The organism is Ancylobacter sp. Lp-2, from assembly GCF_020523795.1.
Taxonomy (GTDB): domain Bacteria; phylum Pseudomonadota; class Alphaproteobacteria; order Rhizobiales; family Xanthobacteraceae; genus Ancylobacter.
Window position 1 is genome coordinate 388232 of record NZ_JAJALI010000001.1, and the last position, 25630, is coordinate 413861.

The 25630-nt window shown below is 68.1% G+C and carries 29 protein-coding genes; 19 read left to right on the forward strand and 10 right to left on the reverse strand.

What is annotated here, in order from left to right; translation table 11 throughout:
- Positions 1–41: 41 nt before the first annotated feature.
- On the forward strand, positions 42–2075 hold the full coding sequence (locus tag LGR54_RS01835) for a thioredoxin domain-containing protein (RefSeq protein WP_230360272.1): 2034 nt from the start codon (positions 42–44) through the stop codon (positions 2073–2075).
- 319 nt (positions 2076–2394) lie between these two features.
- Here LGR54_RS01835 and LGR54_RS01840 read toward each other — a convergent pair whose 3' ends face one another.
- From LGR54_RS01840 to hemE, 4 genes are all read right to left on the reverse strand, one after another.
- A complete protein-coding gene (locus LGR54_RS01840) occupies positions 2395–2754 on the reverse strand; it encodes a hypothetical protein (protein WP_230360273.1) in 360 nt (119 codons plus the stop codon).
- 158 nt (positions 2755–2912) lie between these two features.
- Positions 2913–4178 carry a transcription termination factor Rho gene (rho, locus tag LGR54_RS01845; RefSeq protein WP_213352391.1) on the reverse strand — a complete coding sequence of 422 codons (1266 nt, stop codon included), beginning with the start codon at positions 4176–4178 and terminating at the stop codon, positions 2913–2915.
- Between the two features lie 274 nt (positions 4179–4452).
- On the reverse strand, positions 4453–4878 hold the full coding sequence (gene hemJ, locus LGR54_RS01850; RefSeq protein ID WP_230360274.1) for a protoporphyrinogen oxidase HemJ: 426 nt from the start codon (positions 4876–4878) through the stop codon (positions 4453–4455).
- A 98-nt stretch (positions 4879–4976) separates the two neighbouring features.
- Positions 4977–6032 carry a uroporphyrinogen decarboxylase gene (gene hemE / locus LGR54_RS01855; protein WP_370638106.1) on the reverse strand — a complete coding sequence of 352 codons (1056 nt, stop codon included), beginning with the start codon at positions 6030–6032 and terminating at the stop codon, positions 4977–4979.
- Between the two features lie 311 nt (positions 6033–6343).
- Between hemE and LGR54_RS01860 the strand changes: the two genes are divergently transcribed.
- From LGR54_RS01860 to dnaQ, 5 genes are read left to right on the forward strand one after another with little or no spacing between them, the layout of a single operon-like run.
- The gene (locus LGR54_RS01860) at positions 6344–7201 is read left to right on the forward strand and encodes a pyruvate, water dikinase regulatory protein (RefSeq protein WP_230360275.1); all 858 of its coding nucleotides are present in this window, start codon (positions 6344–6346) and stop codon (positions 7199–7201) included.
- Positions 7201–7839: a Maf family protein gene (locus LGR54_RS01865; protein ID WP_230360276.1), complete on the forward strand. Its 639-nt coding sequence runs from the start codon at positions 7201–7203 to the stop codon at positions 7837–7839. Before LGR54_RS01860 ends, LGR54_RS01865 begins: the two co-directional genes overlap by 1 nt.
- On the forward strand, positions 7836–8681 hold the full coding sequence (locus LGR54_RS01870; protein WP_230360277.1) for a shikimate dehydrogenase: 846 nt from the start codon (positions 7836–7838) through the stop codon (positions 8679–8681). The genes LGR54_RS01865 and LGR54_RS01870 overlap by 4 nt, the downstream gene beginning before the upstream one ends.
- A complete protein-coding gene (gene coaE / locus LGR54_RS01875; protein ID WP_370638107.1) occupies positions 8678–9298 on the forward strand; it encodes a dephospho-CoA kinase in 621 nt (206 codons plus the stop codon). The genes LGR54_RS01870 and coaE overlap by 4 nt, the downstream gene beginning before the upstream one ends.
- Before the next feature lie 4 nt (positions 9299–9302).
- Positions 9303–10022 (forward strand): DNA polymerase III subunit epsilon, encoded by a 720-nt coding sequence (gene dnaQ, locus LGR54_RS01880; protein WP_230360278.1) that lies wholly within the window; start codon positions 9303–9305, stop codon positions 10020–10022.
- Between the two features lie 34 nt (positions 10023–10056).
- On the opposite strand, the gene secB is transcribed toward dnaQ, so the two are convergent.
- The gene (gene secB / locus LGR54_RS01885) at positions 10057–10521 is read right to left on the reverse strand and encodes a protein-export chaperone SecB (RefSeq protein ID WP_214007922.1); all 465 of its coding nucleotides are present in this window, start codon (positions 10519–10521) and stop codon (positions 10057–10059) included.
- Between the two features lie 396 nt (positions 10522–10917).
- On the opposite strand from secB, the gene LGR54_RS01890 reads away from it, so the two are divergent.
- From LGR54_RS01890 to LGR54_RS01905, 4 genes are read left to right on the forward strand one after another with little or no spacing between them, the layout of a single operon-like run.
- Complete coding sequence (locus LGR54_RS01890) at positions 10918–11655, forward strand: Tim44/TimA family putative adaptor protein (RefSeq protein ID WP_230360279.1); 738 nt, start codon at positions 10918–10920, stop codon at positions 11653–11655.
- Between the two features lie 12 nt (positions 11656–11667).
- Positions 11668–12927, forward strand: a complete 1260-nt coding sequence (locus LGR54_RS01895) for an MltA domain-containing protein (RefSeq protein WP_230360280.1) — start codon at positions 11668–11670, stop codon at positions 12925–12927.
- The gene (locus tag LGR54_RS01900; RefSeq protein WP_230360281.1) at positions 12924–13541 is read left to right on the forward strand and encodes a Smr/MutS family protein; all 618 of its coding nucleotides are present in this window, start codon (positions 12924–12926) and stop codon (positions 13539–13541) included. Before LGR54_RS01895 ends, LGR54_RS01900 begins: the two co-directional genes overlap by 4 nt.
- Positions 13538–13903, forward strand: a complete 366-nt coding sequence (locus LGR54_RS01905) for a helix-turn-helix domain-containing protein (RefSeq protein WP_230360282.1) — start codon at positions 13538–13540, stop codon at positions 13901–13903. The genes LGR54_RS01900 and LGR54_RS01905 overlap by 4 nt, the downstream gene beginning before the upstream one ends.
- A gap of 29 nt (positions 13904–13932) precedes the next feature.
- Here LGR54_RS01905 and hslU read toward each other — a convergent pair whose 3' ends face one another.
- The 3 genes from hslU to LGR54_RS01920 form a co-directional block, all read right to left on the reverse strand.
- Positions 13933–15243, reverse strand: coding sequence for an ATP-dependent protease ATPase subunit HslU (hslU, locus tag LGR54_RS01910; RefSeq protein ID WP_230360283.1), 1311 nt, complete (start codon positions 15241–15243; stop codon positions 13933–13935).
- 96 nt (positions 15244–15339) lie between these two features.
- Positions 15340–15912, reverse strand: coding sequence for an ATP-dependent protease subunit HslV (gene hslV, locus LGR54_RS01915; protein ID WP_230360284.1), 573 nt, complete (start codon positions 15910–15912; stop codon positions 15340–15342).
- A 60-nt stretch (positions 15913–15972) separates the two neighbouring features.
- Positions 15973–17172 carry an MFS transporter gene (locus tag LGR54_RS01920; protein ID WP_230360285.1) on the reverse strand — a complete coding sequence of 400 codons (1200 nt, stop codon included), beginning with the start codon at positions 17170–17172 and terminating at the stop codon, positions 15973–15975.
- Between the two features lie 206 nt (positions 17173–17378).
- Between LGR54_RS01920 and hisB the strand changes: the two genes are divergently transcribed.
- From hisB to LGR54_RS01965, 9 genes are all read left to right on the forward strand, one after another.
- Positions 17379–17972, forward strand: coding sequence for an imidazoleglycerol-phosphate dehydratase HisB (gene hisB, locus LGR54_RS01925; protein ID WP_230360286.1), 594 nt, complete (start codon positions 17379–17381; stop codon positions 17970–17972).
- Positions 17973–17989: 17 nt separating this feature from the next.
- Positions 17990–18424 carry a DUF2628 domain-containing protein gene (locus LGR54_RS01930; RefSeq protein WP_230360287.1) on the forward strand — a complete coding sequence of 145 codons (435 nt, stop codon included), beginning with the start codon at positions 17990–17992 and terminating at the stop codon, positions 18422–18424.
- Positions 18421–19077: an imidazole glycerol phosphate synthase subunit HisH gene (gene hisH / locus LGR54_RS01935; protein ID WP_230360288.1), complete on the forward strand. Its 657-nt coding sequence runs from the start codon at positions 18421–18423 to the stop codon at positions 19075–19077. Before LGR54_RS01930 ends, hisH begins: the two co-directional genes overlap by 4 nt.
- Positions 19074–19808, forward strand: a complete 735-nt coding sequence (gene hisA, locus LGR54_RS01940) for a 1-(5-phosphoribosyl)-5-[(5-phosphoribosylamino)methylideneamino]imidazole-4-carboxamide isomerase (protein ID WP_230360289.1) — start codon at positions 19074–19076, stop codon at positions 19806–19808. Before hisH ends, hisA begins: the two co-directional genes overlap by 4 nt.
- 11 nt (positions 19809–19819) lie before the next feature.
- Complete coding sequence (hisF, locus tag LGR54_RS01945) at positions 19820–20593, forward strand: imidazole glycerol phosphate synthase subunit HisF (RefSeq protein ID WP_230360774.1); 774 nt, start codon at positions 19820–19822, stop codon at positions 20591–20593.
- A 10-nt stretch (positions 20594–20603) separates the two neighbouring features.
- Positions 20604–20933 carry a phosphoribosyl-ATP diphosphatase gene (locus tag LGR54_RS01950; protein WP_230360290.1) on the forward strand — a complete coding sequence of 110 codons (330 nt, stop codon included), beginning with the start codon at positions 20604–20606 and terminating at the stop codon, positions 20931–20933.
- A 126-nt stretch (positions 20934–21059) separates the two neighbouring features.
- A complete protein-coding gene (gene coaA, locus LGR54_RS01955; RefSeq protein WP_230360291.1) occupies positions 21060–22019 on the forward strand; it encodes a type I pantothenate kinase in 960 nt (319 codons plus the stop codon).
- A 7-nt stretch (positions 22020–22026) separates the two neighbouring features.
- On the forward strand, positions 22027–22686 hold the full coding sequence (locus LGR54_RS01960; RefSeq protein ID WP_230360292.1) for an alpha-ketoglutarate-dependent dioxygenase AlkB: 660 nt from the start codon (positions 22027–22029) through the stop codon (positions 22684–22686).
- 40 nt (positions 22687–22726) lie between these two features.
- Positions 22727–23668 carry a hypothetical protein gene (locus tag LGR54_RS01965; protein ID WP_230360293.1) on the forward strand — a complete coding sequence of 314 codons (942 nt, stop codon included), beginning with the start codon at positions 22727–22729 and terminating at the stop codon, positions 23666–23668.
- 43 nt (positions 23669–23711) lie between these two features.
- Here the strand turns inward: LGR54_RS01965 and grpE are convergent, their stop codons facing one another.
- Positions 23712–24326, reverse strand: a complete 615-nt coding sequence (gene grpE, locus LGR54_RS01970) for a nucleotide exchange factor GrpE (protein WP_230360294.1) — start codon at positions 24324–24326, stop codon at positions 23712–23714.
- 80 nt (positions 24327–24406) lie between these two features.
- Entirely contained in the window at positions 24407–25507 is a 1101-nt protein-coding gene (hrcA, locus tag LGR54_RS01975; protein ID WP_230360775.1) for a heat-inducible transcriptional repressor HrcA, read from the reverse strand.
- Between the last annotated feature and the right edge of the window lie 123 nt (positions 25508–25630).

Sequence of the window (25630 nt, forward strand, 5' to 3'; positions counted from 1 at the left end):
GCCATTTGCGCCCGATGCCCTCGTCCGACGGGAGAGACGCCGTGCCGAACCGCCTCGCCGACGCCGCCAGTCCCTATCTGCTGCAGCACGCCGACAACCCCGTCGACTGGTGGGAATGGACGCCGGCCGCCTTTGAGGAGGCGAAGCGCAGCGGCCGCCCGGTACTGCTGTCGGTCGGCTACGCCGCCTGCCACTGGTGCCACGTCATGGCGCATGAGAGCTTCGAGGACGACGCCACTGCGGCGGTGATGAACGAGCTTTTCGTGAACATCAAGGTCGACCGCGAGGAACGCCCCGACATCGACCAGATCTACATGGCGGCGCTACAGCAGCTCGGCGTCTCCGGCGGCTGGCCGATGACCATGTTCCTCGACGCCGAGGGCGCGCCGTTCTGGGGCGGCACCTATTTCCCCAAGGAGGCCCGCTACGGCCAGCCGGCCTTCACCGACGTGCTGAAGACCATGGCCAACGCCTATGCGTCGGGCGACCCGCGCATCGCCACCAATCGCGAGGCGCTGCTGCACCGGCTGCGCGAACGCGCCCGCCCGGAAGGCCGGGTGGTGATCGGCACCAATGAGCTCGACGATGTCGCCGGCCGCATCCTCGGCATCATGGATCCTGAGCATGGCGGGCTGAAGGGCGCGCCGAAATTCCCCAACACGCCGTTCCTCGAGCTGCTCTGGCGCGCCTATGAGCGCACCGGCCGCGAGCGCCTGCGCAACGAGGCGCTGCACGCGCTCGACGCCATGAGCGAGGGCGGCATCTACGACCACATTGGCGGCGGCTATTCGCGCTACGCGGTCGACGACCACTGGCTGGTGCCGCATTTCGAGAAGATGCTCTACGACAACGCTCAGCTGCTCGACCTTTTGTCGCTGGCCTTCGTCGAGACCCATGAGCCGCTGTTCCGCCAGCGCGCCGAGGAGACCATCGGCTGGCTCGAACGCGAAATGCTGGTGCCGGGCGCGGGCGACACCGCCGGCTTCGCCGCCAGCCTCGACGCTGATTCCGAAGGGCATGAGGGCCGCTACTATGTCTGGACGCTCAAACAGCTGCTCGATGCGCTGGGGGTCGAGGATGCCGAGTTCTTCGCCCGGCACTACGACATCACCCCCTTCGGCAATTGGGAAGGCGTTTCGATCCCGAATCGATTGAAGGAGCTGCCGCGTTCCGGTGCCGACGAGATCCGCCTCGCCTTGCTGCGCGACAAGCTGCTTTCCGTGCGCTCCAGGCGGGTGCCGCCCGGTCGCGACGACAAGGTCCTAGCGGACTGGAACGGGCTGATGATCGCCGCCCTCGCCCGTGCGGCCGGCCGGCTCGACCGGCCGGAATGGCTGGAACTGGCGCGCCGAGCCTTCGATTTCGTCGTCGCCCACATGGCGCGCGGCGACCGGCTCGGCCACAGCTACCGGCAGAGCAAGCTAGTGCAGCCCGGCCTGTCGTCGGACTATGCCGCCATGGCCGGCGCGGCGCTGGCACTGCACGCCGCCACCGGCGACGCCGTCTATCTCGACCGTGCCATCGGCTGGATGCGGGCGCTCGATGCCCATCACGCCGGGCCGGACGGCGGCTACTACCTCACCGCCGACGATGCCGAGGGGCTGATCCTGCGTCCCGACGCCACCATGGACGATGCCGTCACCAATCCGAACGCGCTGGCGGTGCGGGTGCTGGCGCAGCTCGCCGCGCTGACCGGCGACGAGAGCTGGCGCGCCCGGCTCGACCTTCTGTTCGACGGGCTGCTGCCACGTGCGGCGCCACAGCTCTATAGCCATGCCGGCCTGCTCAACGCGCTCGACACGCGGCTGCGCGCACCGGAGATCGTGGTGATCGGCGCCGCCGGCGATCCGGCCGCCGACGCGCTGTGGGAGGCCGCGCGCAAATTGCCGCTGATCGACGCGGTGCTCCAGCGCGTCACCGATGCCGGCGAACTCCCTGCCGCTCATCCGGCGACGGCGAAGGCGCAGGCAGCACACGAGCCGTCCGCCTTCTTCTGCCGCGACGCCACCTGCTCGCTGCCAGTCACCCGGCCGGAGCAACTCGCGGCGCTGCTCAACCGCCCGACGCCGGGCTGAACCGGGCGAAGACGCAGGCCGTGCGCATCCTGTGCGCAAGCCTGTGGATAAATCGGGGACAAAACCACCCGATCGCCACAACGCCCCACAAATCGTCCGTGGCGGCGAAACCGGCTTTTACGACCCATCCATCGGATCGCTCCCGAAACGGCCGTCCTGAGTCAAATGTGAGAGGCATCATTCCGGTAGCGAATCGATCCCGTGACTCGCTGCGGTTGCCGAAAACCAACCGATTTCGCACGGGTGATGGGAGCGAACTTCATCCGCCGCGACAAACCGCATCGGCACCATGTGGAAAACCGCCAGACGCGGTCCACCCTCACCCGAGCCGGCGGGTGCGACGCTTGTCGACGTCCTGGCGGTCGAACCGGCTATTGGCGAAGGCCAGCGGCACGATGATCGCCAGCGCGGCGCACAGATCGGCCTGCAGCACGTAGAAGCCGCCGAGTTCCTCGCGGATCGCCGCGCCAATCACCGGGTCGGCGAGCTCGGCGATGATCAGCGACACCGCGAAGGCCACCGGCACCCACAGCATCAGCGGCAGCCACCAGCGCCGGCACGACATGGCAAGGCTCAGTCCGGCGATGGTCAGCAGCGTGATCCACAGCACCGCGGCCGGCGGCTCGCGCTCGGCCATGCCGCCGGTGATCGGAGCGGCGAGGGCAGAGGCGACCGGCAAGATCCAACTCGCCAGCAAGATCGAACTTGCCGGAACGAGAAGGCTCCGCCGCATCGCCATGGCCGTCTCCGCTTCCAGAGGTTCGCCGATCCGCCGCAGATTTCCGGGTCAGCACCGCCGGCCTTCGCCGGCCGGTGCTTCCCGCCAGGTAGTCGCCGTCAGGTATTCATCGAGTCGAAGAAGTCGCCATTGGTCTTGGTCTGGCGCAATTTGTCCAGCAGGAACTCGATGGCGTCGACCGTGCCCATCGGATTGAGGATGCGCCGCAGCACATACATCTTCTTGAGCACGTCGTTCGGTACCAGCAGCTCTTCCTTGCGGGTGCCCGAGCGGGTGATGTCGATGGCCGGGAACACCCGCTTGTCGGAGACCTTGCGGTCGAGGATGACTTCGGAGTTACCCGTGCCCTTGAACTCCTCGAAGATCACCTCGTCCATGCGCGAGCCGGTCTCGATCAGCGCGGTGGCGATAATGGTCAGCGAGCCGCCTTCCTCGATGTTGCGCGCCGCGCCGAAGAAGCGCTTGGGGCGCTGCAACGCGTTGGCGTCGACACCGCCGGTCAGCACCTTGCCGGAGGACGGCACCACGGTGTTGTAGGCACGGCCGAGGCGGGTGATGGAGTCCAAAAGGATCACCACGTCGCGCTTGTGCTCGACCAGGCGCTTGGCCTTCTCGATCACCATCTCGGCGACCTGCACATGGCGCTGGGCCGGCTCGTCGAAGGTAGAGGACACCACCTCGCCCTTCACCGAGCGCTGCATGTCGGTGACTTCCTCCGGCCGCTCGTCGATGAGCAGCACGATGAGGTAGCACTCGGGATGGTTGGTGGTGATCGACTGGGCGATGTTCTGCAGAAGAACGGTTTTACCCGTGCGCGGCGGCGCCACGATCAGGCCGCGCTGGCCCTTGCCGATCGGCGCCACGATGTCGATGATCCGCGGCGAGAAATCCTTGCGGGTCGGATCCTCGATTTCCAGCTTCAGCCGTTCGTCGGGATAGAGCGGGGTGAGGTTGTCGAAGTTGATCTTGTGACGGATCTTCTCCGGGTCCTCGAAATTGATCGTGTTGACCTTGAGCAGCGCGAAATAGCGCTCGCCCTCCTTGGGAGAGCGGATCTGCCCCTCGACGGTGTCGCCGGTGCGCAGGCCGAAGCGGCGGATCTGCGAGGGCGAGACATAGATGTCGTCGGGGCCGGGCAGGTAGTTGGCGTCCGGCGAGCGCAGGAAGCCGAAGCCGTCGGAAAGGATCTCGACGACGCCTTCGCCGATGATGTCGGTCTCGCGGGCGGCCAGTTGTTTCAGAATGGCGAACATCAGCTCCTGCTTGCGCAGCGTGCTGGCGTTCTCGACCTCAAGCTCCTCGGCGGTGACGAGCAGCTCGGCCGGGGTCTTGGACTTGAGGTCCTGGAGCTTCATTTCCCCCATGGGAAAGGGCCTCGGTGTTTGGATGTTTCCGGGGGATCGAGATCCGGCCCGGACAATCGGGGAGTAAGGGAAGCGCTGGTCTGCGGACCGGGCCGGCAAGAAGCCCGCCTCCTGTCCGACCCATCGGCCGGCACCGGGGAAGATGCCGATAAAAGCGATGCGTCAGCCAGCTTCGTGGAAGAGATCGCACCATAGGCAAGCCCGCGATTCCGCGCAAGCCCACCCGGCACGGTTTCCGCGCGCCGTCACGGCGGCGGCGAACACGGAAGCGCGATCAGAACGGTTTCACCACCACCAGGATCACGATGGCGATCATCAGCAGCGTCGGCACCTCGTTGGCGACCCGGTAGAACCGCGCCGAGCGGGTGTTGCGATCCTCAGCGAAATCCCGCACCCGCGCGGTCAGGAAGCCGTGGAAGCCGCTCATCGCCAACACCAGCGCCAATTTGGCGTGGAACCACGGCGCCACCCACCAGCCGCCCTGCCAGGCCAGCCACAGCCCGGCCAGCCAGGTGACACCCATGGCCGGGTTGATGATCGCCTTGAGCAGCCGCCGTTCCATGACCTTGAAGGTCTCGGATTGCGGCGAACCCGCCGGCGCGTCGCAGTGATAGACCATCAGCCGCGGCAGATAGAGCATGCCCGCCATCCAGGAGATGACGGCGAGGATGTGCAGCGCCTTGATCCAGTCGTAGAGCATCCAGGACAATTCCGGCAGAAGGACGGGCGGTTCTGCATCCGGACGGGCGACGAGTCAAAGCCTGAGGCGCTTCCGGGAACCGGAGCCGCCGGGAAAGGCTAAAAACCCCTTACCCGCTTCAGCATCTGCTCGACATGGGCGATCGGCGTCTCCGGTCGGATACCGTGCCCGAGATTGAAGATATGCGCCGCGCCACGCAGATCCGCCATCAGCGCGTCGATGGCGGCGTCGAGGCCCGCGCCGCCGGCGATCAGCGCCAGCGGATCGAGATTGCCCTGCAGCGCCACCTTGCCGCCGAGCGCGAGCCGCACCGCCTTGCGCTCGGCTGTCCAGTCGAGCCCGACCGCGTCGACCCCGGTTTCCTCGACGAGGCGGGTGAGCCCGGCCGGTGTCGCCCCCTTCGGAAAGGCGATGATGCGGGCATCCGGCCGCTTCGTCCTCACCAGCCGCACCAGCCGCGCGATCGGCCGGATCGTCCACCGCACGAAACTCTCCGGGTCGAGGACGCCGGACCATGAATCGAAAATCTGCACCGCGTCGGCGCCGGCTTCCAACTGCCCGACGAGGTAGTCGGCGGAGACCTCGACCAGCCGGTCGATCAGGGTGTCGAAGAAGGCGGGATCCGTCAGCGAGGCGAGGCGGGCCGGCGCCTGGTCGGGGGTGCCGCGCCCGGCGATCATATAGGTCGCCACCGTCCAGGGCGCGCCGCAGAAGCCGAGCAACGCGGTCTCGGCCAGCAGGCTGGCGCGGATCTTCGCCACCGCCTCGAAGACCGGCGAAGTGCGGGAGGGATCCAGCGTCTCGCGCAAACCCTTGAGATCGCTCAGGCTCTTGACCGGATCGAGCCGCGGCCCCTCGCCGGTTTCGAAAGCGAGCTTCATGCCGAGGGCGTGCGGCACCACCAGAATGTCGGAGAACAAAATCGCCGCGTCGAAGCCGAACCGTCGGATGGGTTGTAGCGTTACCTCGGTGGCATAGTCGGGATTGTAGCAGAGGGACAGGAAGTCGCCGGCCTTGGCGCGCAGCTCGCGATATTCCGGCAGATACCGACCGGCCTGGCGCATCATCCAGACCGGCGTGCGATCCGGGACATGGCCGGCGAGAGCCTGAAGGATGATCGATCGAGGAAGCATGTCGTCCACCGCGTCCTTCATACTTCATTAATCTCTTTAAATGAGAGTCTTCAGTGTTTGTGGGTGGGCATTAGCCGGGTTCCTCGGATCGGGCAACCAGCCCCCAGCGCCTGGCCGTTTTCCCCGATTCCCACGCCGCCGATTAGTCGGGATATTCCAAAGGCTTGGTATAGTCGGCGCGGCTTATCCTCACAGTTCGCCTCACGGTGCGCGGATCACCCACAGCCCGCACTAATGTGGATGGATTCCCCCGTCATCCCCAGGCGGGCCCTTGCCAGTGTCTCCGGCACATGGCTTGTTCCCAGCCTATGCACAGCCCTGTGGATGGTTCCGTGACCGACAGCGCCCGACCGGCCGAGAACTACTATCACCTGCATCTCGTGTCGGATTCGACCGGCGAGACGCTGATCAGCGTTGCCCGCGCCGCCGCCGCCCAGTACAGCGGGGTGAAGCCGATTGAGCACATCTATCCGCTGGTGCGCACCCACAAGCAGCTCGACAAGGTGCTGGGTGATATCGACGAATATCCCGGCATCGTGCTGTACACCCTGACCGAGCCGGAGCTGCGCAACCGGCTGAAGGCCTATTGCCTCGACAATGGCATCCCGGTGCTGTCGGTCCTGGCGCCGGTGGTGCGGCTGTTCCAGGCCTATCTCGGCGGCGCGCCGACCCCGCGCGTCGGCGGCCAGCACCAGCTCGACGGTGAGTATTTCCGCCGTATCGATGCGATGAACTTCACCGTGATGCACGATGACGGCCAGCATACCGATGGGCTCGAGGCCGCCGATGTGGTGCTGCTCGGCATTTCCCGCTCCTCGAAGACACCGACCAGCATCTATCTCGCCAATCGGGGCATCAAGACCGCCAACATCCCGCTGGTGCCCAACATCCCGGTACCATCGGGGCTCGCCGAGCTGAGGCGGCCGCTGGTGGTCGGGCTGGTGGCGAGCGCCGAGCGCGTGGTGGAGATCCGCCGCAACCGGTTGATGGGCCTCAATGCCGCCCAGTCCAACGATTCCTATATCGACCGCGATTCCGTCGCCGAGGAGATCGCCTTCTCGCGGCGGCTGTGCGCCCGCCACGACTGGCCGGTGATAGACGTCACCCGCCGCTCGATCGAGGAAACCGCGGCGGCGATCATCGGGCTGCTGCAGGAACATCGTCGCAAGCTGGCGGAGAACAGAGGCTGATGCCCGAGCGCGACGTGAGAGACACCCATTCGCTGTGGCAGGCCAATGATGCGTTGGTGCTAGCTTCCAAGAGCATAGCCCGGCTCTCGCTGCTGGCGGCGGCCGGGTTGCCGGTCGAAACCGTGAGCATCGAGGTCGACGAGCGCGGCATCGAGGACCGGCTGCTGCGCGAAGGCGCCTCGCCGGCCAAGATCGCGGTGGAACTGTCGATCGCCAAGGCGCTTGCCGGTAGCGCGCTGCGTCCCGGTCGCCTGGTCATCGGTGCCGACCAGACGCTGGCGCTCGGCGACGAGCGCTTCCACAAGCCGGTCGATCTCGTGGCTGCCGCCGAGCAACTGCGCCGCCTTGCCGGCCATACCCATGCGCTGCATTCCGGCATCGCCGTGGCGCTCAATGGCGAAGTGGTGTTCCGAACCGTCGAATCCGCGCTGCTCTCCATGCGCGAACTCAGCGAGGCGGCGCTCGCCGCCTATCTCGCCGAGGCGGGACCCTCGGTGTCGTCGAGTGTCGGCGGCTACCAGCTGGAAGGGCTCGGTATTCATCTGTTCGAGAAAGTGACGGGCAATCACATGGTAATCCTCGGCTTGCCGCTCATCCCGCTGCTGGCTTTCCTGCGTGCCCGTGGAGATCTTCTGTGACACGTGCCGTCGCGGTCATCGGCCATCCGGTCGCCCATTCGCGCTCGCCGCTGATCCATGGCTACTGGATCGCCGAGCATGGCATTGACGGCAGCTACGGTCGGCGCGACGTGCCGCCGGAAGAGATCGCCGGCTTCCTCGCCGATTTCGTGGCCAGCGGCCTTGTCGGGGCCAATGTCACCGTGCCGCACAAGGAGGCCGCCTTCGCCGCCGCCGTGGAGCGTGACCCCGTCGCGGAGGCGCTGGGGGCGGTGAACACGCTGTGGCTCGCCGACGGACGGCTGCACGGTGCCAATACCGATGTGCATGGCTTCCTCGCCAATCTCGACGCCGCCGCGCCCGGATGGGACCGGGCGCTGGACGAGGCGGTGGTGCTGGGCGCGGGCGGCGCCGCGCGGGCGATCGTCTATGGCCTGCTCAGCCGTGGCATCGGCCGGGTCACGGTGGCGAACCGCACGCTGTCGCGTGCCGAGGCGCTGCGCACCCAGTTCGGCGACAAGGTGCTGCCGGTGGATTGGCGCGACCTCGCCGGCACCTTGCCGAGCGCCCGGCTGTTGGTGAACACCACCTCGCTCGGCATGAAGGGCCAGCCGCCGCTGGATATCGACCTGTCGCTGCTCTCGCCGGACGCGGTGGTGACCGACGCCGTCTATGTGCCGCTGGAAACGCCGCTACTACGCGCCGCGCGGGCGCGCGGCCTTGCGACGGTGGACGGGCTCGGCATGCTGCTGCATCAGGCGGTGCCCGGCTTCCAGCGCTGGTTCGGCGTCACCCCGCAGGTGACGCCGGCACTGCGAGCGCTGGCGGTGGAGGATCTGCGGGCCAAGGGACAGCTCACGTGACGTCGACCGAGATCGGGAGGCACCGGCCGTTCCGGCTCGGGCTGACCGGTTCGATCGGCATGGGCAAGTCGACCACCGCCGGGCTGTTCCGCGAGCTTGGCGTGCCCGTCCACGATGCCGACGCCGCCGTGCACGACATCTATGCCCATGAGGGCGTCGAGCCGGTGGAAGCCGCGTTTCCCGGCGTCGCGGTCGACGGGCATGTCGACCGGGCGAGGCTCGGCGCGCGCGTGCTGCACGATGCCGAGGCGATGAAGCGGCTCGAGGCCATCGTGCATCCGCTGGTGCGCCGGCGCGAGCAGGCCTTCCTTGAAAAGGCACGCCTCGACGAGGCCGCGCTGGCGGTGCTCGACATTCCCTTGCTCTACGAGACCGGGGCCGAGGCGCGCGTCGACGCAGTGGCAGTGGTTTCGGCGCCGCATTCTGTGCAGCGTGCGCGGGTTCTGGCCCGACCGGGCATGACGGAAGAGAAGTTCCAGGCGATTCTCGCCAAGCAGATTGCCGATTCGGAGAAGCGGCGGCGCGCCGACTACGTCATCGATACCGGCAATGGTATCGAGGCCGCCCGCCGGGACGTGGTGGACCTTGTCCGCCGCCTGACCTCAATACAGGAGTGATGCGATGCGCGAGATCGTGCTCGATACCGAAACCACCGGCCTCGATCCGCTGCGCGGCGACCGGCTGGTGGAAATCGGCTGCGTCGAGATCTTCAACCGCATCCCGACCGGGCAGAATTTCCACGTCTACATCAATCCCGAGCGCGACATGCCGGTCGAGGCGTTCAACGTGCACGGGCTGTCGGCGGAGTTCCTCTCCGACAAGCCGCTCTTCGCGCAGGTCGTCGACGATTTCCTCGCCTTCATCGGCGACGCGCCGCTGGTGATTCACAACGCCTCGTTCGACATCGGCTTCATCAATGCCGAGCTGTCGCGGACCGGTCGGCCGCCGCTAACCTTCGACCGGGTGGTCGACACGCTCGCCATGGCACGCCGGCGCCATCCCGGTTCGTCGAACCGTCTCGACGACCTGATGACGCGCTACGGCATCGACGGCTCGCGCCGTACCAAGCATGGCGCGCTGCTCGATTCCGAGTTGCTGGCGGATGTCTATGCCGAGCTGGCCGGCGGGCGCCAGACGGCGCTGGGCCTCACCGTGGCCGAGACGAACACGGAAACGACGGCGGAAGGGCTGGAACCCGCCGTGCTCTCCCGGCCGGCGCCCCTGGCACCGCGCCTGTCGGAGGCGGAAATCGCCGCCCATGCGGCATTCGTGCGCACGCTTGGCGATGCAGCGATCTGGACCGACTACGTTGCCGCGCCGCAAGCGGACCAGCCGGGCTGATCCGCTGCCGCAAGGCGGCGACGCGACGGGTTCGTCAGGAGGCGAGCACGTTGCTCGGCGGGGTCTTGGCCATGCGCTGACGATAGAGCGTCACGAAGTCGACCGGATCGATCATCAGCGGCGGGAAGCCGCCATTGCGCACGGTGTCGGCGACGATCTGGCGCGCGAACGGGAACAGCATGCGCGGGCATTCGATCATGACGAAGGGATGCACGGTCTCCTGCGCCACGTTCTGGGCGCGGAACACGCCGGCATAGAGCAGCTCCAGCGCGAACAGCGTCTTGTTCTGGATCTCGGCCTTCACCTCGATCTTCAGCTCGACCTCGTACTCGCCCTCGCGGACGGGACGGGCGTTCACGCCGATCTGAATGCCGATCTGCGGCTGGCCCTGCGGCGCCAGCGATTCGGGCGCGCCGGGATTCTCGAAGGAGAGATCCTTGATGTACTGGGTCAGCACATGCAGCGTCGGCATGGCGGGGGTCGCGTCGTTCTCGGCCATTATAATCTCCGTGCGCCACCGTCCGGCGGCGCCTCGCGTCGGCGGGATGCGCTGCGGCGTCGGCATTCTGGCCGGCGGCAGGGCTTGAAAGGCGAGAGTGGCTAACACGGTTGCCCCCCGCTCACAAGGCGGGTCCGCGAAGCGGCCCGGAGCCCGCCGCCGCCGGCGCGGCTTTGCCGCATGGAACGGTCGTGCTCTACTCATTCATCGAATTGTCGGATAAGGACGAACCGGCAAGACGGTGTCGTTGGGTCAACCCGTGATGCGGGGAGACTGGCGAAATCGCCAGAACGACGTAAATAGCATGGAAGGCGTCTTCCCGGATTGGACCGGGCGGCGGCGTGACACACCCCTCGCTTCCGGCCGCCGGAGGCGACGACAACGGCGAAAAGCGAAGTGTTCGATATTTATACGATCATATTCCTGGCGCTGGCCGTGTTCATTTTCATCCGGCTGCGCAGCGTGCTCGGTCAGCGGACCGGCCGCGAGCGCCCTCCTTATGATCCCTATTCGCGGCGCGACGCCGCCAAGGCGCCGGCCGGCAATGAATCTGGCGCCGACAAGATCATCAATTTTCCGGATCGCAATGGCGAGCAGGCCGCCCCTCCCGCTCCGGTAGAGCCTGTCGACGAAACCGAGCCGGCGCCGCAGCGCTGGGCGGGGGTCGCCGAGATCGGCTCGGCGGTGGCCAACGGCCTCGATGCCATCGCCGCCCAGGATCGCGGCTTCGACGCCAAGCACTTCGTCACCGGTGCCCGCACCGCCTATGAGATGATCGTCGTCGCCTTCGCCGAGGGCGACCGCGCCTCGCTGAAGGACCTGCTGGCCCGCGACGTGTTCGAGGGCTTCGCCGCCGCCATCGCCGAGCGCGAGACGCGCGGCGAGAAGATGGAAACCCGCTTCGTCGGCATCGAGAAGGCGGATGTCACCGAAGCGTCGGTGAAGGGACGCACGGCGCAGATCACCGTGCGCTTCCTGTCGCAGCTGATCTCGGTGACGCGCGACCGCAACGGCCAGGTGGTCGACGGCGATCCGGAACTGGTGGCTGACGTCACCGATGTGTGGACCTTCTCCCGCGATCTCGGCGCCCGCGATCCCAACTGGAAGCTCGTCGCGACCGAGGCGGCTTCCTGATACGCTAGCCGGGTGCTAGCGCTCGCCCCCTTCCTGCGGTCCCTGCTCGCGGCCGGACTGGTTCTCGTTTCGCCGGTGGTGCAGGCCAGGACCGCGCCGCCTCCGGCGCCGCCGCTCTTTGCCGATGCGGCGGTCGAGCCGCTGGCATTTGCCGATCTGCCCGGCTGGAAGCAGGACGATCCGCGCGCGGCGCTCGCCGCCTTCCGCCGCAGCTGCGGCAAGATCCGCGCCGGCTCCGACCTCGTCGATCCCCCGCGCCCGGTCTTTACCGCGCTGAAACATACCTGCCGACAGGCGGCGCGCCTGCCGGCGCGGCCGAGCGAGGCGAGGGCACGCGCCTTCTTCGAGCGGGAGTTCCGGCCGCTGCGCGTCACCCCGCTTACCAGCGATCGGGGTTTCCTCACCGGCTATTACGAACCGGAGGTCGCCGGCTCGCGAACCCGCACCGACGACTATGCGACGCCGCTCTACCGCCGTCCGCCCGACCTCATTCTGGAAATTCCCTCGCAGGACGGCGTGCCAGCCAATCGCGGCAAGGCGTTTCGCGAGGAGAACGGCGTTCGCGTGCCCTATTACGACCGCGCGGCCATCGAGGACGGCGCGCTGGCCGGCAAGGGGCTGGAGGTCGCCTTCATCCGCGATCCCGCCGATGCCTTCTTCGCCGCGATCCAGGGCTCGGTACGGGTCCGGCTGCCGGACGGACGGCTGCTGCGGCTGAACTATGACGGCCATAACGGCCAGCCCTACACGCCGGTCGGCCGCATTCTGGTGGAGAAAGGCATCGTCCCGCGGGAAAAGATGTCGATGGACGTTATTCGCGCCTATATCGCCGCGCATCCCGAGGAGGGAAAGGCGCTGATGCGCGAGAACCATTCCTATGTCTTCTTCCGCATCGCCGACCAATTGTCGGACAGCGACGGCGCCGTCGGCGCGCAGGGGCTGCCGCTGGTGGCGGAGCGCTCCATCGCCGTCGACAAGCGCATCCATGTCTACGGGACGCCGATCTTCCTCGATGCCGAGCTGCCGCTGGGCGCGGACGGCGCGTCGCAGCCGTTCCGCCGGCTGACCATCGCGCAGGACACCGGCTCGGCGATCGTCGGGCCGGCGCGCGCCGACATCTTCTTCGGCGCCGGCACGGATGTCGGTTCGATCGCCGGTCGCATCAAGGATCCCGGCAACTTCGCCGTGCTGGTTCCCCGCGCGGTCGATCCGTTCCGACCGCATCCGGCGCCGCGCCCGCCCCGCCGCCCGCCGGGGATCGCCGGGCAATGAGCGGCAAGGACGACCAGCCTCCCCGCCCCTCCCGCCGTCGGCGGGGATTGGCGGCCGAGGACCGGGCACTGTGGGAGCACGTCACCCGCTCGGTGAAGCGGCTGCGCCCGGAGCCGCCGGCGATGCCGCGACCCGAGCCGGGCTTCGCCGAGCTGATCGCCGAAGAGACGGTGCCGAAGGAAAAACCTGTCGCGACGGCGCCGCCTAAGCCCGTATCGCCACCGCGCCCGCCGGCTCCCCCGCCGCTGGCGCCGCTGGAGCCGAAGCTGCGGCGGCGGCTGACGCGCGGCGCCGAGGTGGATGCCCGCCTCGACCTGCACGGCCTGACGCAGGCGGCGGCGCATCACCGGCTCGGCGCCTTTCTGCGCTCGGCGCAGGGACAGGGCCTTGCGGTGGTGCTGGTGATCACCGGCAAGGGAGGTGGCCCGGCCGGCGGCAGGGTGTCGCTGTTCGGCGAAGGCGAGCGCGGCGTGCTGCGCCGGCTGGTGCCGCAATGGCTGGCCGAGCCGGCGTTGCGCCATATCGTCATCGGCTTCGAGACCGCCAGTCGCGGCCATGGCGGCGAGGGCGCGCTCTATGTGCGCCTGCGGCGGGTGCGGGAGGTGCCGCGATGACCCCTTTCGGCCGGCGCATGCGCGAGATGCGGGCGGAGCGCGGCGTGACGCTCAGCCAGATGGCGGAGCAGATCGGCGTTTCCGCCGCCTATCTCTCGGCGCTGGAACACGGCAAGCGCGGCCAGCCGACCTGGCTGATGCTCCAGCGCATCATGGCCTATTTCAACGTCATCTGGGACGAGGCGGAAGCGCTGCGCATGCTGGCCGACATGTCGGATCCGCGGGTGGTGGTCGACACCGCCGGCCTGTCGCCGGAGGCGACCGAGCTCGCCAATGTGCTGGCGCGAGAGATCGCCACCCTGCCGCAGGAGGCGGTCGCCGAGCTGCTCGGCCGGCTCAAGATCCTGAGCCGGCCGGGCTAAGTCTTCACGGATTCACGTGAAACAGCGGCCTACAGGATGAACCGGCTGAGATCGGTGTTGCTGGCGAGGTCGGCGACGCGCTCGCGCACATAGCCGCCATCGACCGTCACGGTTTCGCCCGCCCGGTCCGGCGCGGTGAAGGACAGATCGTCCAGCACCCGCTCGATCACCGTCTGCAGGCGGCGGGCGCCGATATTCTCCACCGTGGCGTTCACCTCCACCGCGAGGTCGGCAATGGCTTCCACCGCGTCTTCGGTGATGTCCAGCGTCACCCCTTCGGTGCCCATCAGCGCCACCGACTGCTTGACGAGGCTGGCCTCGGTCTCGGTGAGGATGCGCTTGAAGTCCTCGCGCGACAGCGGCTCCAGCTCGACGCGGATCGGCAGGCGGCCCTGCAACTCCGGCAAGAGGTCGGAGGGCTTGGAGACGTGGAACGCGCCCGAGGCGATGAACAGGATGTGGTCGGTCTTCAGCGGCCCGTGCTTGGTCGAGACGGTGGTGCCCTCGATCAGCGGCAGCAGGTCGCGCTGCACGCCCTCGCGCGAGACGTCGGCGCCGCCGCGCCGCTCGGAACCGGCGATCTTGTCGATTTCGTCGAGGAAGACGATGCCGTTTTCCTCCACCGAGCGGATCGCTTCCTGCACGATGGCATCCTGGTCGATCAGCTTGTCCGCCTCTTCCGACAGCAGCAGCGGATGCGCGTCCTTCACGGTGACGCGGCGGGGCTTGGAGCGGCCGCCAAATGCCTTGCCCAGCATGTCGCCGATCGAGATGGCGCCCATCTGCGCGCCCGGCATGCCGGGGATCTCGAACATCGGCATGCCCTGCCCGCCGCCGGACGCCACCTCGACCTCGATCTCCTTGTCGTCGAGCAGCCCGTCGCGCAGCTTCTTGCGGAAGCTCTCGCGGGTGCCGGGCGAGGCGGTCGACCCGACCAGCGCGTCGAGCACCCGCTCCTCGGCGGCGAGATGCGCCTTGGCCTCGACTTCCTTGCGCTTGGCGTCGCGCACCAGGCCGATGCCGATCTCCAGGAGGTCGCGGGCGATCTGCTCGACATCCCGGCCGACATAGCCGACCTCGGTGAACTTGGTCGCCTCGACCTTGAGGAACGGCGCCCCGGCCAGCTTGGCGAGGCGGCGGGAGATCTCGGTCTTGCCGACGCCGGTCGGGCCGATCATCAGGATGTTCTTCGGCAGGACCTCCTCGCGCAACTGGCCCTGCAGCTGCTGGCGCCGCCAGCGGTTGCGCAGCGCGATGGCGACCGCCCGCTTGGCCTTGTGCTGGCCGACGATGTAGCGGTCGAGTTCCGAGACGATTTCGCGGGGCGAGAAATTGTTCATCAGTTCAAGGTCCTCTCGGCGGTCCGTCTCGTCGCGAGCGCGTCGCCGAACGGTGTTGGGCGGATGTCGATGGCGCAGGCTCCGGCCGGGCCGGGCTCACGCGACATCCAGCGTCTCGATGGTGAGGTTGCCGTTGGTGTAGATGCAGATGTCGGCGGCGATCTCCAGGCTCTTGCGCACGATCGCTTCCGGGGCCTGGCCGCTGTCGGCCAGCGCGCGGGCGGCCGCCAGGGCATAGTTGCCGCCCGAACCGATGGCGGCGATGCCGTGCTGCGGCTCCAGCACGTCGCCGGTGCCGGTCAGCACCAGGGTGATCTTGGCGTCGGCGACGATCATCATCGCCTCCAGCCGGCGCAGATAGCGGTCGGTGCGCCAGTCCTTGGCGAGCTCGACGGCGGCGCGCTGCAACTGCCCGGGATATTGCTCGAGCTTGGCCTCGAGCCGCTCGAACAGGGTGAAGGCGTCGGCGGTGGCGCCGGCGAAGCCGCCGATCACGTCGCCCTTGCCGAGCCGGCGCACCTTGCGGGCGTTCGACTTCATCACCGTCGCCCCAAGCGTCACCTGCCCGTCACCGCCGATGGCGACGCGCGTGCCGTCGCGCACCGAGACGATGGTGGTGCCGTAGATGGTGTCGGGGGCGTGCTGGGTGGGAAAACCGCTGCTGTGCATGAAGAACTCCGGGACAGAGCCCTTACTTAGTCGCCCGGTGCTGTTCCGCAACATCCGGATTCAGCCGACGGCGCGCATGCGCCAGGCCGGGACAAGGCCGCCAAGCACGATCAGCCCGCCGAGCAGCAGGAAGACATCGCTGGAGAACAGGGTGAGCAGGCTGGTGAGCAGGCCGGCGACGAACACCGACAGCGCCACCCCGGCATTGGCGACGCCGAGCGCCCAGCCGCGCTCGCTCTCGTCCACCGAGGAGGAGATGGCGGCCAGCAGCGTGATGAAGGCGAAGATGTTGCTGAAGGTCGACAGGAAGGCGAGCGCCACCTGCCCGGCGGCCGGGATCGGCAAGGCGCTCGCGGCGACGAACAGGCCGCACAAGGCGAGGCCGATCAGCGTCACCGGCTTGTCGCTGGCAAAGCGGGCGCGCAGCGCCTTGAAGCCCCAGGCGGAGGAAATGGCGCAGCCGATGCCCATCACCATGGAGAACAGGCCCAGCCCGGCGGTCGAGAAGCCGTAGGAGGTCTGCATCTCCACCAGAATGAAGGTGTAGTAGATCAGGAAGCCGAGCTGGAACAGCAGGAAGGACGCACCGGGCAGCAGGATCGCCGGGCGGTCGCGGATGCGGGCCAGCAGAAGGAAGGGCTGCTTCCAGTCCAGTTTCAAGTCGCGCCGTGCGGCGTCGCTGGCGAAATGCGCCCGGCGCAACATCGCCAGCGTGACGAGGCAGAGCACGAGCGCCAGGCCGAGCGGCAGCCGGAAGTCCCAATGGCCGAGCACACCGCCGATCGCCGGACCGGCGACCATGCCGAGCGTGTTGACCAGTACCACCTGCGCCATGGCGGCGCTGCGCTGGTCTTCCGGCGCCGCATCGACCACCGAGGCCTGGGCGATCGGCGCGGTGCCGGCCATCAGGCCGCAGGCCAGCCGGCCGAGGAAGAACAGCCAGAGATGCCCGATCTCCAGCGCCGCCCACATCAGCGCGTAGCCGCCCGCGAGCCCGCCCATGCAGAGCATCAGCGTGCGCCGGCGGCCGAGCGCGTCGGATAGGTCGCCGAGCAGCGAGGCGCCGAAGAACATGCCGATCGGAAACAACGCGAAGGCGAGCGATAGCAGGGCGTCGCGGGTCGCCGGCGCATAGGCTTGCGCCACCCAGCCGCTGCCGAACAGCGCGACGATCAGCGGGTACATCAACCCGAAGGAGAAGATGTCGATGAAGACGGCGAGGAACAGCGGGGCGCGGGCCCGCAGCGCGGCGAGGTCCATGGGAGGGGTCCGTTCGGTCGGTCCGGTGGCGGCTGGGAGATGATGGCGGCAAAGCGCGAGGCTGCCCAGCGTCGCCCGCAGGAAGTCTCATGCCGGAGATCTCTGCCGGAAACCTCCCGTCCCGTCCCTCGACGGTAGCGGGCGGCTTTGTGTGGCGCCCGGCTGGCAATGCTGCTAAGACGCCGGCTCTTTCGGGGAGCCCGATCATGCGTACGGCGTCCATCACCCGCGCCACCAAGGAAACCGATATCCGCCTCGCCGTGAACCTCGACGGGACCGGCAAGGCGACGATTGCGACCGGCGTGGGCTTTTTCGACCACATGCTGGACCTGCTCGCCCGCCATTCGCGGATCGACATGGACATCGCGGCGAAGGGCGATCTGCATATCGACTTCCACCACACGGTCGAGGATGTCGGCATCGCGCTCGGCCAGGCGGTGCGCCAGGCGCTGGGCGACATGCGCGGCATCACCCGCTATGCCAGCCTGCATTTGCCGATGGACGAGACGCTGACCCGCGTCGCGCTCGACATTTCCGGCCGGCCGTTCCTGGTGTTCCGTACCGACTTCGCGGTGGCGAAGATCGGCGAGTTCGACACCGAGCTGGTGCGCGAGTTCTTCCAGGCCTTCGCCATCAATGCCGGCGTTACCCTGCATGTGGAGACGCTGTACGGCACCAATGCGCACCACATCGCCGAGAGCTGCTTCAAGGGGCTGGCGCGGGCGCTGGGGGCGGCGGTGGCCATCGATCCGGCGGCGGCGGGCGAGGTTCCGTCCACCAAGGGCAGCCTCGGCGGCTGAGCCCGGGAGGACCGACAATGGCGGTATGGACGGTGTTCGAGCCCGAAGACGGGCTTCCCGGTGAGGAAGGCTGGAGCGAGCAGGTCGTGCTGGTGCGCGAGGCCTTCGCCTGGCGGGCGTTGTTCTTCGCCCCTTTGGTGCTGCTGGCGAACCGCCTGTGGCTGGCTTTCGCCGTTTATACGGCGGTCGAGGCCGCGTTGGTGGCGGCCTATGTCAATGTCGAGCTCGGCGACAGCTTTCTCCTGGTGCTGCTGGTGCCGAACCTGTTCGTGGCGCTGGAATTGCCGACGCTGCGCCGCCGCAAGCTCGCTTGGCTCGGTTATGAGGAAGCCGGCGTGGTGAGCGCCGATTTTGCCGAGGCTGCCGAGCGGCGCTTCTTCGAGGCGCGGCTCGGCAGCGGCGCCGTGCCGGGCCCGGTGCTCGGCCTGTTTCCGGAGGCGGGGACCCGATGAACGAGACGGTTGTGCTGATCGATTATGGGTCCGGCAATCTGCATTCGGCCGGCAAGGCGCTGGAGCGCGCCGCCCGCGAGGGTGGCTCCGGTGCGCGGGTGGTGGTGACCAGCGATCCCGAGACGGTGCGCCGGGCCGACCGCATCGTGCTGCCCGGCGTCGGTGCCTATGCCGATTGTCGTCGCGGTCTCGATGCCGTGGACGGCATGGTGGACGCGCTGAACGAGGCGGTGATCGAGAAGGGCCGGCCCTTCCTCGGCATCTGCGTCGGCCTGCAGCTGATGGCCGAGCGCGGCCTGGAGCATGGCGAGACGGCCGGCCTCGGCTGGATCGCCGGCGATGTGGTGAAGATCGCCCCGGACGATCCGTCGCTGAAGATCCCGCATATGGGCTGGAATTCGCTGAACATCCGGCGCCCGCATCCGCTGCTCGCCGGCATCCCCACCGGCGCGGATGGGCTCGACGCCTATTTCGTGCATTCCTATCACCTCGCCGCCGCGCGGGACGAGCAATTGGTGGCGACCGCCGATTATGGCGGCAAGGTCACCGCCGTCGTTGCCCGCGACAACCTCGCCGGCACCCAGTTCCATCCCGAGAAGAGCCAGCGCCTTGGCCTCGCCCTTCTCGCCAATTTCCTGACGTGGACGCCGTGATCCTTTTTCCCGCCATCGATCTCAAGGAAGGCAAGTGCGTGCGCCTGCAACAGGGCGACATGGCACGCGCCACCGTGTTCAACCACGATCCGGCCCAGCAGGCGGCCGAGTTCGAGGCGCAGGGCTTCCGCTATCTGCACATCGTCGATCTCGACGGTGCCTTCGCCGGCAAGCCGGTAAATGCCGGCGCGGTGGAGCGCATCCTCGAGGCCGTCACCATGCCGGTGCAACTCGGCGGGGGCATTCGCGACCTCGCCGGCGTCGAGGCGTGGCTGGAGAAGGGCGTTACCCGCGTCATCCTCGGCACTGCGGCGGTGCGCGACCCGGCCTTTGTGAAGGACGCGGCCCGCCGCTTCCCCAGCCGCGTCGCCGTCGGGCTCGACGCCAAGGACGGCCGCGTGGCGGTGGAGGGCTGGGCGGAGACCTCCGATCTCGGCGCGCTGGAACTGGCTGAGCGTTTCGAGGATGCCGGCGTCGCCGCCATCATCTACACCGACATTGCCCGCGACGGCCTGCTGAAGGGCCTCAACCTCGACGCCACCATCGCGCTGGCCGACGCCATCGCCATCCCGGTGATCGCCTCCGGCGGCCTTGCCTCCATCGACGACGTGAAGGCGCTGCTGGAGCCGCGGGCGAAAAAGCTTGAAGGCGCCATCACCGGCCGGGCGCTCTATGACGGAAGGCTGGATCCGCGCGCGGCGCTGGCGCTGGTCGCGGGGGTATCGGCATGAGCGAGGATTCGATGCTCAAGGTTCGCGTCATCCCCTGCCTCGACGTCAAGGACGGGCGCGTGGTCAAGGGCGTGAAGTTCGTCGACCTGCGCGATGCCGGCGATCCGGTGGAGGCGGCCAAGGCCTATGACGCCGCCGGCGCCGACGAGCTGTGTTTCCTCGACATCACCGCCAGCGTCGAGGCGCGCAGCACGCTGATCGACGTGGTCAGCCGCACCGCCGAGCAGTGCTTCATGCCGCTTACCGTCGGCGGCGGGGTGCGCACGGTAGAGGATATCCGCGCGCTGCTGAATGCCGGCGCCGACAAGGTGTCGATCAACACCGCGGCGGTGAACCGGCGGGAATTCGTGCGCGAGGCGGCGGAGAAGTTCGGCGAGCAGTGCATCGTCGTCGCCATCGACGCCAAGAAGGTGTCGCAGCCCGGTGAAGCCGACCGCTGGGAGATCTTCACCCATGGCGGGCGCAACCGCACCGGCATCGATGCGGTGGAGTATGCCCGCGAGGTGGTGGCACTGGGGGCCGGCGAGATCCTGCTCACCTCGATGGACCGCGACGGCACCGGCGAAGGCTTCGACCTCGCCCTCACCCGCGCCATTTCCGATGCCGTTTCGGTGCCGGTGATCGCCTCCGGCGGTGTCGGCACGCTCGATCACCTGGTGGACGGCATCCGCGACGGCCGGGCGAGCGCGGTGCTGGCCGCCTCGATCTTCCATTTCGGCACCTTTACCATCGGTGCCGCCAAGGATCGGCTGGCGCAGGCCGGCCTGCCGGTGCGGCGCGGCTGAGGAGGCCGGTATGAGCGACACACGCGTGACACTCGACGATCTCGCCGGCATTGTCGCCGAGCGGGCGGCCGGCGGCGGCCCGCCGTCCTATACGCGCTCGCTGATCGAGAAGGGCGTCGCCAAATGCGCCCAGAAGCTCGGCGAGGAAGCGGTCGAGACCGCTCTCGCGGCGGTATCGGCTGATACCAAAGCCGTCGTTTCGGAGAGTGCGGACCTTCTCTACCATCTCATGGTGCTGCTCCACGCGCGGGGCATTGCCCTCGAGGACATCTATGCGGAGCTTGGTCGTCGTACCGCCCGTTCGGGCATCGAGGAAAAGGCGTCGCGTCCCGCCGGTTGAGCGCTCCCGCCAGTCGGGAGGTCGCCCATATCGGGTGCGGCGTGAATGTGGTATACGGTCGACCAACGCCCGGCGCAGCCAAGTCCGGGCGATGACGGCGTATGCCGCTCCGAGGAAGCCCAGCCGATGGACATGAAGCTCGACAGCAAGGGGCTTTCGCCCTTCCGCAATTTCTCGCGTGCCGAATGGGCCGCGCTGCGTGCCGACACGCCGCAGCCGCTGACGCCCGAGGAGATCGCCCGGTTGCAGGGCCTCAACGACCGGCTGTCGCTGGCCGAGATCGAGGAGATCTACCTGCCGCTGTCGCGGCTCCTGTCCATCTATGTCGGGGCGACGCAGAAGCTGTTCCGCTCCATGCAGAAGTTCCTCGGCCCCGAAGAGGCGGGGAAGATGCCCTACATCATCGGCGTCGCCGGCTCGGTGGCGGTGGGCAAGTCGACCACCTCGCGCGTGCTGCAGGCGCTGCTCGGCCGCTGGGCAAACACGCCCAAGGTGGCGCTGGTGACCACCGATGGCTTCCTCCTGCCCAATGCGGTGCTGGAGCGGGAAGGGCTGATGCAGAAGAAGGGCTTTCCGGAAAGCTACGACCTGCCGGCGCTGCTGCACTTCCTCACCGATATCAAGGCGGGCCGGCACCCGGTGGTGGCGCCGATCTACAGCCACTTCAATTATGACGTGACGCCGAATGAGCGCGTCGAGGTCGACCAGCCGGACATCCTCATCGTCGAGGGACTGAACGTGCTGCAGACCAGCCGCCCGCCCAAGGACGGCAAGGGCATCCCCTTTGTCTCCGATTTCTTCGACTTCAAGATCTATATCGACGCCGACGAGGCCATTCTCGAGCGCTGGTATGTCGAGCGCTTCATGCGGCTGCGGGAGACCGCCTTCCGCGACCCCGCCGCCTATTTCCACCGCTATGCCGGCATTTCCGGCAGCGAGGCCGACCAGACCGCCCGGGCCATCTGGCGCTCGATCAATCAGGTGAACCTGCAGGAGAACATCCTGCCCACGCGCCAGCGCGCCGACCTCATCCTGCGCAAGGGCGGCGACCACGAGGTGGAGGCGGTGGCGCTGCGCAAGCTGTGAGCGTGCCATGACCCTCGCATCGATCCCCGCCCCGCTCGAACTCGCGCCCGGCTGCCTGTGGTGGCAGGGCTATCTCGACCGGCCCGCGCAGGAGGCACTGGTCGCCGACATCCGCGAGGTGCTGGCCACGGCGCCGCTGTTTACCCCGCGCATGCCGCGCACCGGCAAACCCTTCTCTGTGCGGATGTCGAATTGCGGGCCGCTCGGCTGGGTGTCGGACGAGAACGGCTATCGCTACCAGCCGCAGCATCCGGTAACGGGCGCCCCCTGGCCGCCCTTCCCCGCCGCGCTGCGCCGAGCCTGGGACGAGCTGGGCGGCACCGACCTCGCCCCCGAGGCCTGCCTGATCAACTGGTACGGACCGGAGGCCCGCATGGGCCTGCATCAGGACCGGGACGAGCAGGAATTCGCCGCGCCGGTGCTCTCGCTGTCGCTCGGCGATACCGCGATCTTCCGCGTCGGCGGCACCGAGCGGCGCGGCGGCACCCGCTCCATCCGTCTCGCTTCCGGTGACGCCCTGCTGCTTTCCGGGCCGAGCCGGCTGGCCTTTCACGGCATAGATCGTATTCTGGCCGGCACGTCGACGCTGCTCAGCCAGCCCGGCCGCATCAATCTGACGTTACGCCGCGTGCATCCCGCTCGCAGGGAGCCGGATACGGCGTTATGAGCGGAAACAACCGAATCGCTTTCCCATGGAAGGACATGCCATGCGCCGCCTCGTCCGCGCCGCCGTTCTGATTGCCGCGCTGGCCGGCTCGACCCTCGCGGCAGCGGCGGAGCCGGTGTTCCCGAATGGGGGCTCTGTCGGCCTGGAGCCGCCGGACGGCATGACGCCGATTGCCGGCGTCGCCGGTTTCGAGGACCGCGCCGCCAAGGCGGCCATCGTGGTGGTGGAAGTGCCGCATGGCGACTTCGATTCCATCGTGAAGACCTTCAACCGCGAGACGCTGCAGAAGCAGGGCGTGACCATCGAGACGCAACGCGAGATCGCGCTTCCCGATGGCGGGCGCGGGCTGATGCTTTACGGCTACCAGAGCGTCGGCGCCGTGGCGGTGAAGAAATGGATCATGCTGGCCGGCGGCAAGGACCAGACCGCCCTGGTGACGGCACAGCTGCCCGAGGAATCGGCCAGCCGCTATCCCGACACGGCCATCGAGGCGGCGCTGGCCACCGTGGTATTCCGTGCGCCGCCGACCCAGGAAGAGATGCTGGCGCGCCTGCCCTTCACCTTCCAGTCGCTGGAAGGCTACAGGGTATTGCGGGTGCTCGGCACCTCGGCGGTACTGCTGGTGAAGGGCGAGGCGGCGGCTCCCGAAGAAGGCCGGCCGATCTTCATCGCCGGCATGGTGCCGGGCGAAATCGGGGAAAACGAACGCGAAAGCCTCGCCAAGCGGGCCATTGCGTCGGTGCCGGGCGTGCGCGACCTGCGCGTCGAGCGCGGCGGCCCGCTGCGCATTGGCGGCCAGCAGGGCATCGAGATCGTTGCCAATGCGGTGGACCAGCAGACCGGCAAGCCGATGAAGGTGGTGCAGTGGCTGCGTTTCGGCCGCGCCAACTACATCCGCATGGTCGGCGTGCTGCCGGCCGACGATTTCACCCGTGATTTCGACAACCTGCGGGCGCTGCGCGACGGGCTGGAGCCGCGCTGAGGCGCGGCCCCGCAACCCGGCCTCATGGCCGGGTCATGCTGGATCAGCTCTGGCTGCTCTGGGTTTCGGCCGGCGCCGCCTTGGGGCCGCCCTTGGAGACGCCCACCAGCGCCGGGCGCAGCACGCGACCGCCGATCGTGTAGCCGGGCTGGATCACCTGCACCACGGTGCCCGACGGCACCTCGGCATTCGGGACCTCGAACATCGCCTGATGCAGATTGGGGTCGAACTTCGCCCCCTCTGCCTCGATGCGGGCGACACCATGCTTGGACAGCGTCTGGTTGAGGCTGCGCGCGGTCAGTTCGATACCGTCCAGTACCGTCTTCAGCGTGCCTTCGGCGGTGGCGCGGGCGTCGTCGTCGATGACGCCGAGCGCGCGCTCGAAATCGTCGGACAGCGACAGCACGTCGCGGGCGAAGCCGGTGATCCCATAGACCTTGGCATCGGCGACCTCGCGCTCGGCGCGGCGGCGCACATTGTCCGCCTCGGCGAAGGCGCGCAGGAACTTGTCCTTCAGCGCGGCGATCTCCGCCTCGTAGCGCTCGCGCTCGGCGGCGAAGCCGTCCTCGCCATTTTCAGTCGCGCCGACGGTCTCTTCGCTCGGCGTACCGGCGACCTCGTCGGAAGCGTCCGCCGGCTTGCGGTTATCTTCGGTCATGACTGCCTCGTCGGGGGAAAAGGATAGCGGGCGCTGCACGCCCGATTTGACCCGCCATATCGGGTCGTGGCCTGAAAAAATCAAGCCGCATCGAAGCCGGGCCGCCCCAGGACCCGGCTGACGACCCCGGCGGTGAAGTCCACCATCGGCACGATGCGGGCATAATTCAGCCGCGTCGGCCCGATGACGCCGAGCACCCCCACCACCCGGCCCTGCCCGTCGCGATAGGGCGCGACGATGGTGGAGGAGCCCGACAGCGAGAACAGCTTGTTCTCCGAGCCGATGAAGATGCGCAGCCCCTGCGCGTCCTCGGCCCGCCCCAGAAGGTCGACCACTTCCTGCTTGGCTTCGAGATCGTCGAACAGCAGGCGCACCCGTTCGAGATCCTCGATGGCCTTGAGGTCCTGCAACAGCTTGGTCTGGCCGCGCACGATCAGCCGCCGCTCGGCCTTGTCGCCGCCCGACCAGGAGGCGAGGCCGGCGGCGACGATACGCGCCGTCACCTCGTCGAGTTCGGCGCGGCGGGCGGCCAGCGTGCGCTCGACCTCGGTGCGCAGCTCCAGGAGCGTGCGCCCGCGGGTGCGGGCGTTGAGGAAGTTGGTGGCCTCGACCAAAGCGGAGGCGGGCAGGCCGGCCGGCAGCGGCACCAACCGGTTCTCCACCTCGCCATCTTCCGAGACCAGGATCAGCAGCGCCCGCGCCGGGTCGAGCGGCACGAACTCCATGTGCTTCAGCCGGGCGTCGCTTTTGGTGGTGGTGACGACACCGGCGCCGCGCGACAGGCCGGAGAGCAGGTTGGAGGCTTCCGCCAGCACGCCCTCGACGGTCTGGGCCCGCGCGGCTGCCTTCACCTGTGCCTCGATGGAGTTGCGTTCATCCTCGGAGACGTCGCCGATCTCCAGCATGGAATCGACGAAGAAGCGCAGCCCGCGCTCGGTCGGCAGCCGGCCGGCGCTGGTGTGCGGAGCGAAGATGAGGCCGGCGGCCTCGAGATCGGCCATCACGTTGCGCACCGAGGCCGGCGACAGCGTCATGGGAATGAGCCGGGAAATATTGCGCGACCCGGCCGGCTCGCCGGTGGCGAGATAGGTCTCGACGATCTGGCGGAAAATCTCGCGCGAGCGCTCGTCGAGCTTGGCGAGGGAGGGGGAGGTGGAGGCCAGGATCGGATCGAGAGGCATGGCTGCGCCGGAATCGCCATCGGAACGTTTCATGTGAAACATATAATCGGCATTCGCGGGGGCGCCTTCAAGCATTGCTTGCCGGCATCGTCTTCCCGGCGCCAGTCGCGTCGCGGCGTTATG